This window comes from Streptomyces sp. A 4/2, from assembly GCF_940670765.1.
Lineage (GTDB): Bacteria > Actinomycetota > Actinomycetes > Streptomycetales > Streptomycetaceae > Streptomyces.
In genome coordinates, this window is the sequence record NZ_CALNVW010000009.1 from 95,800 (window position 1) to 106,376 (window position 10,577).

Below are 10,577 nucleotides of genomic sequence, written 5' to 3' on the forward strand. Positions count from 1 at the left end.
GTCAGCTGACCGCCTTGGCCCAGCCCTGCACGATGGCCGCCTTGGCCTTCGCCTCCTGCTGGGAGTCGGCGGTCTTCGGAGCGCCCTCGACCGGGGGGAGCTTGGCGTCGGCGGCCTTGTCGACCGTGCCGTTCTTCTCCATCACGTCGAGCAGGGCGGGCCGGGAGAAGCCCTGGAGCCAGATGTTCTGGCCCGCGGGGCTGTAGATGAACTCCAACCACAGCCGGGCGGCGGCCGGGTGCGGGGCGTACTTGTTGACGCCCTGGTTGTAGTAGTGGGAGTACTCGCCGTCCGACGGGACGGTGACCTTCCAGTCGACGCCCTTGGCCTTGAGCTTCTCGGCGTACCCGAGGTTGAGGTAGTCCCAGTCGATCGAGAGGGGTGTCTCGCCCTTCTGGATGGTGGCGAGGGTCGACTCGGCCGGGACGTAATTGCCCTTCTTCTTGAGCTCCTTGAAGAAGTCGAGGCCGGGCTGCACGTCGTCGAGCGTCCCGCCGTTCGCCAGCGAGGCCGCGAAGACGGCGGCCAGCGCGGAGCTGGACTCGGCCGGGTTCCCGTTGAGCGCGACCTTGTTCTTGTACTCGGGCTTCAGCAGGTCCTTGAACGTCTGCGGGCAGTGCTTCACGGCCTTGGCGTCGCAGCCGATCGACATGTAGCCGCCGTAGTTGTTCAGGTACGAACCGTCGGCCTGCTTCTGGGCGTCGGGGATGCCGTCCCAGCCGCTGACCTTGTACGGGGCGAGCAGCTTCTGCGCCTTGGCCTGCTGCATGTACGCGGTGCCGAGGTCGAGCGCGTCGACCGCCCGGTCCTGGCCCTTGCGCTTGGCCGCCGCGTTGAGGGCCTGCTGGCTGCTGCCGCCGGGGTTCTCGTTGTTGACCTTGATTCCGTACTTCTTCTCGAAGGCGGAAATCATCTCGCCGTAGTGCGCCCAGTCGGGGGCCAGGGCGTACACGTTCAGCGAGCCCTCCTTCTTCGCCTCCTTGACGAGACCCGCCATCCCTCCGAGGTCCGCCGCCGATGACGCCTTCGCGGCCTTGCTGTCCGCGGCGTCGGCGGTGGGCGCGGCGCCGCAGCCACCGGCGAGCACTGCGGTGACGAGCGCGGCTGCCGCTATGCCGGCACAGCGGGCCGGACGGGATGGGTTCACGTTTTACTCCTGCGGTCTACGGCCAGCCACTTGTCTGGATAAGCCATCAGTCAGTAAGCCTGGGCAAGTTAACAGCAAGGTGGACGTCAGACAAGCAGAAGAAGTCGCTAAAACAGCAGGTCAGAAGCGTTACGAAAGAAATGGTTTAAGCTGTCGAAGATCGGTGAGACGCATACCTCGACCCCCCGTCAGATACTTGTTGGTGTGCACAGATGAAAGGACCGGTCCGCCGCCCGGCGGACCGGCCGACGACGAGGAGTGACGTGACCCGACGGCATCAGGAGATCGCCGACAATCTCCGCCGTGACCTGGCCGAAGGCGTCTACCCGGTGGGTTCGGCCCTGCCGGCGGAGGCCGATCTGGCCGCCGCGTACGCCGTCTCCCGGGGCACCGTCCGCCAGGCCCTGGCCACCCTGCTCGCCGAGGGACTGCTCGGTTCCCGGCAGGGCGCGCGCCACACTGTGCTGAGTACCACACCGAGCCAGAGCTTCGCCGAACTGCGCAGTTTCGCGCAGTGGGCGCGGGCGGGCGGGCACGTTCCCGGCGGGCTCGTGCTGGATTCGGTACGCGGCGGGGCGAGCGTCCAGGAGGCGGCCCTGCTGCAGCTCGCCCCGGACGACGGAGTCCTGCGGGTGCTGCGGCTGCGCACCCTGGACGGGGCTCCTGTCCTGCTGGAGCGCACCGTCTACGCCGGCTGGACGGCCGACGCGGTCGAGGCGCTGCCCGACGACTGCGAGTCCGTCACCCAGCGGCTCCTCGACGACACCGGGCTGGTCTTCGCACACGGTGAACACCACCTGGACGCCGTCGCCGCCGGGACGGTCGACGCGCGTGAGCTGGCCGTCCGCCGCGGGAGCCCGCTGCTGCGGGTGCGCCGCACCACGCTCACCACCGACGGGCGCCCCGTCGAGACCTCGGACGACCGCTACCGCCCGGGGTCGGTGGTCTTCACCGTACGCAACTCCACCCAGGCCAACTCCCTGGCCCGTACCGCACCGGTCCGCACCTCAGCGGGCCCCACCTCACCGGCCTCCACCTCGCCGACCCCCACCTCACCGGAACAGAAATGCGAGCCCTCATGACCCTCCCCGCCGCCCTGCTGTGCGACATGGACGGCACCCTCGTCGACACCGAGCACGAGTGGCTCCAGGCGGTGGCCACGCTGCTGCGGACGCAGGGCGCCCCGGCCGGCCCCGAAGCGGTGGTCGGGTTCGCGGGGGCGGCGGTGGCCGACGCGGCCGACCGCCTGGTCCGCGAGCACGGCATCACCCTGACCGCCGCGGCCACGGCGACCCGCCTCGACAAGGACTTCACCGCCCGGGTGGCGGCCGGTGTCACCGTCCAGCCCGGCGCCCTGCGCCTGCTGGACCAGGCGGCCTCGCTGGGGATCGCGGTGGCCCTGGTGACAGCCTCCGAGCGGCATGTGGCCGACATGGTGCTGCGGACGCTCGGGGCGCACCGGTTCGCCGCTTCCGTGGCCTCGGGCGAGGCATCACGGGGCAAGCCCCACCCCGACCCGTACCTGACGGCCGCCGCGGCGCTGGGCGTGGACCCGGCGGAGTGCCTGGCCGTGGAGGACACCCCGACCGGGGCTGCGGCGGCGCTGGCCGCGGGCTGCCGGCTGCTGGCCGTCCCGACGGTCCCGGGCATCGTTCCCGGTCCCCGCACCACCCTGGTGCCCTCACTGGCGGACGTGGACCTGCGGGCGCTGCGGTAGGCCGCGTCCCGAAGGCCCCGCCCTTCCGGACGTCCTTCCGGACGGACGGCGCCGGAGCCTGCGGGCCGCACGGAACACCCGGTACGCAGAACACCCCGGTACACCGAACAGCCCGGTACACCGAACACCCCGGTACGCCAAAGGCGGCCGTCCCCGATGGGACGGCCGCCCTTTGGTCTGTGCCAGGCCTTGGACCGGTAGGTCCTACTTGCCCTTGGCGGCTTCCTTGAGCTTCGAGCCCGCGGAGACCTTCACGCTGTAGCCGGCGGGGATGTTGATCGGGTCGCCGGTCTGCGGGTTACGCGCGGTGCGAGCGGCACGGTGGGTGCGCTCGAAGGTCAGGAAGCCGGGGATGGTGACCTTCTCGTCGCCCTTGGCGACGATCTCGCCGACCGTCTCGGCGAGAGCGGCCAGAACGGCGTCGGCGTCCTTACGAGTCACCTCGGCACGATCGGCCAGGGCGGCCACCAGCTCACTGCGGTTCATGTTGTTACTCCCGTGTTCTTCTTGCCTGTAAGGCGTGAGATCGAAGCCGATGCTGCCAGGGCCCTAGGACAGTCCCCGGACCCGGGTCTGACGTCAGACCCTCGCGCCCGAATATGCATCCTGCCCCCACCAGCGGCGGGAAAGCCAATCCGGTACCCACCGGAGTCACACGAACGCGTCACTGCCCCGGGGTGGTGACGCTCTGTCGGCTCCGTGAAACCCGGCTGTGGGCGCCCTGGGATCCCCGCCACCCTAAAGGGGCGTTTGGGGCCGTGTGTCCCGCGACGCGCCGGGCGTCAGGCAGACGTGGGCGCCGTCACAGCCGGACCGGCCGCCTTGGCCGCCGTGCTGACGGCTCCCGCGACGGCCCCCGCGACCCGGTCGTTGAAGACCGAGGGAATGATGTAGTTCGCGTTGAGTTCGTCAGCGCCGACGACATCGGCGAGCGCGCCCGCGGCGGCCAGCATCATCTCCGTGTTGACGGTGCGGGACTGCGCGTCCAGCAGACCGCGGAACACACCGGGGAAGACCAGCACGTTGTTGATCTGGTTCGGGAAGTCCGAGCGGCCGGTGGCCACAACTGCCGCCGTCTGCCGGGCGATTGCCGGCTCGACCTCGGGGTCCGGGTTCGCGAGCGCGAACACGATCGCACCGTCCGCCATGGCCGCGACGTCGTCGCCGTTCAGGACGTTCGGAGCGGAGACACCGATGAAGACGTCGGCGCCGACGACGGCCTCCTTCAACGTGCCCGTCACACCTTCGGGGTTGGTGTTGTCGGCGATCCAGCGCAGCGGCGACTCGGGGGTGGCGTCGACCAGGTCCGCGCGGCCGGCGTGCACCACGCCGTGGATGTCGGCGACGACCGCGTGCTTGACGCCCGCAGCGAGCAGCAGCTTCAGAATGGCCGTACCGGCCGCTCCCGCGCCGGACATGACGACCCGTACCTCGCCGAACTCCTTCTCCACGACCCGCAGCGCGTTCGTCAGCGCGGCGAGCACCACGATCGCGGTGCCGTGCTGGTCGTCGTGGAAGACGGGGATGTCGAGGGCCTCGCGCAGGCGGGCCTCGATCTCGAAGCAGCGGGGGGCGGAGATGTCCTCCAGGTTGATGCCCGCGAAGCCGGGGGCGATCGCCTTGACGATCTCGACGATCGCGTCGGAGTCCTGGGTGTCGAGGCAGATCGGCCAGGCGTCGATGCCCGCGAAGCGCTTGAAGAGGGCCGCCTTGCCCTCCATGACCGGCAGTGCGGCCATCGGGCCGATGTTGCCGAGGCCGAGCACCGCGGAGCCGTCCGTCACCACTGCAACGGAGTTGCGCTTGATGGTCAGCCTGCGGGCGTCCTCGGGGTTCTCCGCGATCGCCATGCAGACACGGGCCACACCGGGCGTGTAGATCATCGAGAGATCGTCACGGTTGCGGATGGGGTGCTTGGACGCCATCTCGATCTTGCCACCGAGGTGCATCAGGAACGTACGGTCGGAGACCTTGCCGAGCTCGACCCCCTCGATGCCCTTGAGCTGCTGGACGATCTGTTCGGCGTGGTCGGTGGAGGTCGCGGCGATGGTGACGTCGATCCGCAGCTTCTCGTGGCCGGACGCGGTGACGTCGAGACCGGTGACCGAGCCGCCGGAGGACTCGACGGCCGTGGTGAGCTGACTGACCGCGGTCCCGCTCGCGGGGACCTCCAGACGCGCCGTGATCGAGTACGAGACGCTTGGCGCCGTTGCCATGGCCGACTTCCTTTGCTTTCCCTAGCTGTTCCTGAAACGCATCCGATGGTCGCACCTACCGGCCGGTAGCCGGTAATGGAGAGGCCTATTCGGAAAATCTTTTCCACCATACGAGAAGGCCCCTGGTCGGGGGAAGCCCTGCGGGAGACCTGCGGGTGACAGAAGACACGAAAAAGGTCCGTACCGCCCTTGGGGTGATACGGACCTTCTTCACAAGCTGAGCGACACCGGCCCGCCATGCTCGCCTCGCGGCAAGTGGTCGCTCGTAGCGACGAAGGTTGGGCCCGGGGGCTTGGATCGAGCCGGTGTCACCAACCAGGCTAACAAACCACCCTGGAAAGTGATTCCCCCGCGCCTATTGACTCGCCGACGGCCTGCTGACGCACCGTCCGGCCTCGCGGTGACCGACGGGGATCAGTCCCGCAGCAGATCCGGTACGCCCGCCCCGTCCGGCGCGTCACCCGCCGCCGAGACCACCGTGAGCTGCTGTGTGGCCCGGGTCAGCGCCACGTACAGCACCCGGAGCCCGGCCGGTGACTCGTCCGCGATCTCGGCGGGCGAGACGACCACCGTCGCGTCGTACTCCAGGCCCTTGGCCTCCAGGCTGCCGAGCGCCACCACCCGGTCGCCGAGTTCGGCCAGCCACTTCCTGGCCTGCTCGCGCCGGTTCATGGCGACGACCACACCCACCGTGCCGTCGACCCGCTCCAGCAGCCGCCCGGCCTCCTCCCGTACGGTCCGGGCCAGGTCCCCGTCGCGTACGACGGCGAACCGCGGCTCGACCCCCGTGGAACGGACCGCCGACGGCGACTCCATCCCCGGCATGGCCAGCGCCAGCACCTTCGCCGCGAGCTCGGCGATCTCCGCCGGGTTGCGGTAGTTGACGGTCAGCGTGAAGTGGCGGCGCGGGCGGGCGCCGAGCGCCTCGTCGCGGGCATCGGCCGCCTCGTCCGGGGTCGACCAGGACGACTGGGCCGCGTCCCCGACGATCGTCCAGGTCGCCTGCCTGCCGCGGCGGCCGACCATCCGCCACTGCATGGGCGTGAGGTCCTGCGCCTCGTCGACGATGACATGGGCGTACTCGGTGCGCTCCTGCGCCAGCCGCTCGGCCCGCTCCCACTGGGTCTCCTCGCGGTGCGGCATCAGCTCCTCCAGGCCGGTGAGCTGGTCGAGCGGGTCGTACTCGCGCTTCTTCCGGGGCCGGTGCGGGGTGCCGAGCAGGGTCTGCAGCTCGTCCAGGAGCGCCACGTCGTGCACGGAGAGCGCCTCCCGCTTGAGGGCGCGGGCCAGCTTGCGCACCTCGCCCTGGTTGAGCACCCGGCGGGCCCAGCGGCCCAGCCTGCGCTCGTCGGCCATCGCGGCGAGCACCCCGCGCGGGGTCAGCTCGGGCCACCAGGCGTCCAGGAACTCCAGGAAGCTGTCCTCGTTCGACACGTCGTCGTCGAAGGTGGAGCGCAGCTCGGCGGCCAGTTCGGGGTCCGTGTAGCGCCCGCGGCCGTTGGACTTCGCCCACAGCGCGTCGAGCACCAGACGCCGGGCGCGCGGGCGCAGCAGGTTGACGGGGGCGGTGCCGCCGAGGACGTTGTGGCGGATGCGCCGGAGCTCGTCGGCGTCCAGTTCGAGGCGCCCGCCGAAGGCGACGACGCGCAGCCGGTCCGGGGTACCACCGCGTGTCCCGTCCTGGGACGACTCCTGATCCGACTTCTGATCCGACTTCTGATCCGCCGGGGACTCGCCGAAGGCCAGCTGCTCGCCCTCCTGGGCGCCGCCACGGCTCCTGCCCCGGGCCGGGCGGCCCGAGCTGCCCTCCAGGGCCCCACGGGCCGCTCTGCGCAGCACCTGGAGCATCCGGGAGGAGCCCTTGATGCGGGCGACGGCCGGCTCGTCGTACGCCGTCGCCTCCGCACCGTCCACCAGCGAGCCGACCGCCCGGATCGCGACCTGTCCCTCCTCGCCGAGCGAGGGCAGCACGCCCTCGGTGTACGCCACGAGCAGCGGCGTCGGCGAGACGATCAGGATGCCGCCCGCGTACCGGCGGCGGTCCTGGTAGAGCAGGTACGCGGCCCGGTGCAGCGCGACGGCCGTCTTGCCGGTGCCGGGCCCGCCCGACACCTCGGTGACCGACGCGGCGGGCGCCCGGATCACCAGGTCCTGTTCGGCCTGGATGGACGAGACGATGTCGCGCATGGTGTGGCTGCGGGCCTGCCCGAGGGCGGCCATCAGCGCGCCGTCCCCGACGACGGCCAGCTCCGTGCCGCCCAGGGCCGCGGTCAGCTCGGGGCGCATCAGGTCGTCCTCGACGCCGAGGACCTTGCGGCCCTTGGACCGGATCACCCTGCGGCGCACCACCCGGCCCGGGTCGACGGGCGTCGAGCGGTAGAAGGGCGCCGCCGCGGGGGCCCGCCAGTCGATGACCAGCGGGGAGTAGTCGGAGTCCAGCACGCCGATCCGGCCGATGTGCAGGGTCTCCGCGATGTCGGCGGTGTTGTCGGGCCGTACGGCGTCCTCGGCGGGCTCCACGGCGGTGTACGCGCCGTCCGGGCCCTTCTTGCCGTCCTTGCCCAGGAGCAGGTCGACGCGGCCGAAGAGGAAGTCCTCGAACTCGTTGTTGAGGCGGTTGAGGTGGATGCCCGCCCGGAAGACCTGGGCGTCCCGCTCGGCGAGCGCGCCGGGCGTGCCGACCTGGCCGCGCTGGGCGGCGTCGTTCATGAGGAATTCAGCCTCGTGGATCTTCTCCTCAAGGCGGCGGTACACCTGGTCCAGGTGCTCCTGCTCGATCGCGATCTCGCGGTCTCTGACCGAGTCGACAGCGGCATCCTGCGCGGCCACTGAGGCCCCCTTCTTGCATGCATTGGGCGACCGTCAACCCTATGCGAAGGCGGAGCTTATGTCAGGCGGCGTTCAGCGGGTGTTCAGGGGGCCCGGGGAGAGCCCCGGAAGTCCGGGGGGCAGGGAGCCGCCGGAGCACCCCCCGGAAGTCCGCGGCGCAGGGGCCGCTGCCGAGCGGGCCCCGGGCCCCCTCGGCAGCGGGCCCCCCCCTCCGCGGCGGGCCACCGGCGAACCCTCAGGTGCGGGCCGCGACGGCCGCCCTGCGCCGGTGTCTGGCGACCCGCTCCCGGTTGCCGCAGACCTCGCTGGAGCACCAGCGGCGGCGGTGCCCCCGTGAGGTGTCCAGATAGAGCCGACGGCAGTTGTCGCCCTCGCACTGGCGCAGCAGGGCGCGGGCCGCGGGGTCGGTGAGCAGGTCGACGGCGTCGCGGGCGACGACGGCCAGCAGGGCGGCCGGACCGGGAGCCGCGGCCAGCTCCCCGACGAGCCTGCCACCCGCGCCGCGCACGGCCCGCAGGACCGGAGGCGCGACCGCCGCGCGGGCGTTGACCTCCGCGAGGGCGCTCTCCGCCACGCGTCCGGCGACCTCGGCCCGTATCAACTCCGCGATGTGGCAGCGGAGTTCGATGAAAGCGGCCACCCAGTCGGCGTCCGGCACCGGCAGCGGCGTACCGGCCGGGACCAGCCCGGAACCGGTGAGCCAGGCGGCCAGTCGCCGCCCGCAGTCGAGTTGTTCGACGGCTTCCGACTCCGTCGCCAACAGGTCCAGGCAGATGCGCCCTGAATCGAACCGCAACTCGTACGCGTGCGTACCCATACCCCTTACAGTGCCCGGCCGCACGCCGCCCCGTAACCCCCTGTCGGTCGCGCTCAGTTCCCGTCGTGCAGGATCCGCTGGAAGAGCCGGTGGTCGCGCCACTCGCCGTTGATGTGCAGATAGCGAGGGGCGACGCCGTACGGCTCGAAGCCGCACTTGGTGAGGACCCGCTGCGAGGCCACGTTGTCGAGCAGGGTTCCGGCCTCGACGCGGTGCAGCCCGAGCTCGTCCCGCGCGACCCGGCACATCTCCTCCACGGCGCCGGACGCGACACCGCGGCCCGTGCAGCCGGCGTCCACCCAGTAGCCGAGGGTGGCACTGCGGAACGGTCCGAGGGCGATGCTGTTGAGCGTGATGGTGCCCACGAGGCGCCCGCTCGTGGTCTCCTCCATCACCCACGGCAGCACCCGCCCGGCGTCCCGGTCGGCCAGCGTGCTCCGCAGCCGGTCCAGCTGGCCCGCACCCGTGAAGAAGGACTCTGGCCTGTCCGGCTCCCAGGGCCGCAGATGTTCGCGGTTGCGGCGGTAGGCGGCGGCGAGCGGCTCGGCGTCGGACAGCGCGGCCGAGCGCAGGAGTATGCCGTCGATCATCATTTCTGCACGGTAACCCGGGGCCGGACGTACCGTGATCCGACGGCCGCTGAAACGGACCGTGCTGTCGGCCGCCCCGGAGCCCCCGGCCCCACGATGCGCGGACCGCCCTACCCCACGTGCGCCCCCGGCTCCAGCTCCAGCCGGTAGCCCCGTTTGACGACCGTCCGGATCAGCTCCGGCGAGCCGAGGGCCGTACGCAGCCGGGTCATCGCCGTCTCCACGGCGTGTTCGTCGCGGCCCGCCCCGGGCAGCGCCGTCAGCAGCTCCGCGCGGGACACCACCCGGCCCGGCCGGCGGGCGAGCGTACGCAGCAGGGCCATGCCCGCCGGGGACACCGGGCGCAGGGTGTCGTCCACCAGGACCGCCTGGCCACGGATCTGGACCCGATGGCCCGCCACGGGCAACACCGGTGCTCCGGCGGGGAGTTGCTCGCAGAGGAGCTGGACCATCGGGGCCAGCCTGAAGCGTTCCGGCTGGAGCGTGCCGACCCCCTCGGCCTGAAGGGGCCGCGCGGTGACCGGGCCCACGCAGAGGGCCAGGACGTCCCGGCCGAGCGCGGCCAGCAGTTCCGTACGCAGTCCCCGCACCTCCGCACGGGCCAGCAGCGAGACGGCCGCGGGCGCGCTGGTGAAGGTCAGGGCGTCGACGGAACGGGCGAGCGTGTCGTCCAGCAGACGGTCGAGCGGGCCGATGTCCTCGGGCGCCACCCACCGGTACACCGGTACGCCGACGACCTCGGCGCCCGCCGCCCGCAGCGCGTCCACGAACCCCGGCACCGGTTCGCCGTGCAGCTGGATCGAGATCCGCCGGCCGTCGACGCCCTCGGCGAGCAGCCGGTCCAGCACCTCCGCCATCGACTCGGACGCGGGCGACCAGGTCTCGGTCAGTCCGGCGGCCCGGATCGCGCCCTTGACCTTGGGGCCGCGGGCGAGGATCTCCGTCCCGCGCAGCAGGTCGACGAGCGCCCCGGCGGGGCCCCAGCCGTCCGCGGCCTCTATCCACCCGCGGAACCCGATGGCGGTGGTCGCGACGACGACATCGGGCGGATCGGCGGTCAACTCGGCGGTGGCCGACCGGAGTTCGCTGTCGTCGGCCAGCGGTACGGTGCGCAGCGCGGGCGCGTGCCGGACCGTAGCGCCACGCCGCTGGAGCAGCGCGACGAGCTCTTCGGCCCGCCGGGCGGCGGTCACGCCGACGGTGAATCCGGCAAGGGGGCCGGGCTGGGGTGGTGCGGTGTCCTGCATGGTCGGCGAGTCTC

At 71.8% G+C, this 10,577-nt stretch carries 9 protein-coding genes; 2 read left to right on the top strand and 7 right to left on the bottom strand.

Annotated elements, in window-relative coordinates:
* Nucleotide 1: 1 nt before the first annotated feature.
* Complete coding sequence (locus NBY69_RS06320) at nt 2-1,147, bottom strand: ABC transporter substrate-binding protein (RefSeq protein WP_374211215.1); 1,146 nt, start codon at nt 1,145-1,147, stop codon at nt 2-4.
* Nucleotides 1,148-1,410: 263 nt separating this feature from the next.
* Between NBY69_RS06320 and NBY69_RS06325 the strand changes: the two genes are divergently transcribed.
* The gene (locus NBY69_RS06325; RefSeq protein ID WP_250298756.1) at nt 1,411-2,229 is read left to right on the top strand and encodes a GntR family transcriptional regulator; all 819 of its coding nucleotides are present in this window, start codon (nt 1,411-1,413) and stop codon (nt 2,227-2,229) included.
* A complete protein-coding gene (locus tag NBY69_RS06330) occupies nt 2,226-2,864 on the top strand; it encodes an HAD family phosphatase (RefSeq protein WP_250298757.1) in 639 nt (212 codons plus the stop codon). Before NBY69_RS06325 ends, NBY69_RS06330 begins: the two co-directional genes overlap by 4 nt.
* A gap of 204 nt (nt 2,865-3,068) precedes the next feature.
* On the opposite strand, the gene NBY69_RS06335 is transcribed toward NBY69_RS06330, so the two are convergent.
* The 6 genes from NBY69_RS06335 to NBY69_RS06360 form a co-directional block, all read right to left on the bottom strand.
* Nucleotides 3,069-3,350 carry an HU family DNA-binding protein gene (locus tag NBY69_RS06335; protein ID WP_003968811.1) on the bottom strand — a complete coding sequence of 94 codons (282 nt, stop codon included), beginning with the start codon at nt 3,348-3,350 and terminating at the stop codon, nt 3,069-3,071.
* 296 nt (nt 3,351-3,646) lie between these two features.
* A complete protein-coding gene (locus NBY69_RS06340; RefSeq protein ID WP_250298758.1) occupies nt 3,647-5,080 on the bottom strand; it encodes an NAD-dependent malic enzyme in 1,434 nt (477 codons plus the stop codon).
* A 414-nt stretch (nt 5,081-5,494) separates the two neighbouring features.
* Nucleotides 5,495-7,909 (bottom strand): UvrD-helicase domain-containing protein, encoded by a 2,415-nt coding sequence (locus tag NBY69_RS06345; protein ID WP_250298759.1) that lies wholly within the window; start codon nt 7,907-7,909, stop codon nt 5,495-5,497.
* Nucleotides 7,910-8,144: 235 nt separating this feature from the next.
* Entirely contained in the window at nt 8,145-8,726 is a 582-nt protein-coding gene (locus tag NBY69_RS06350; RefSeq protein WP_250298760.1) for an ABATE domain-containing protein, read from the bottom strand.
* 53 nt (nt 8,727-8,779) lie between these two features.
* The gene (locus NBY69_RS06355) at nt 8,780-9,319 is read right to left on the bottom strand and encodes a GNAT family N-acetyltransferase (protein WP_250298761.1); all 540 of its coding nucleotides are present in this window, start codon (nt 9,317-9,319) and stop codon (nt 8,780-8,782) included.
* A 107-nt stretch (nt 9,320-9,426) separates the two neighbouring features.
* On the bottom strand, nt 9,427-10,563 hold the full coding sequence (locus tag NBY69_RS06360; RefSeq protein ID WP_250298762.1) for a uroporphyrinogen-III synthase: 1,137 nt from the start codon (nt 10,561-10,563) through the stop codon (nt 9,427-9,429).
* Between the last annotated feature and the right edge of the window lie 14 nt (nt 10,564-10,577).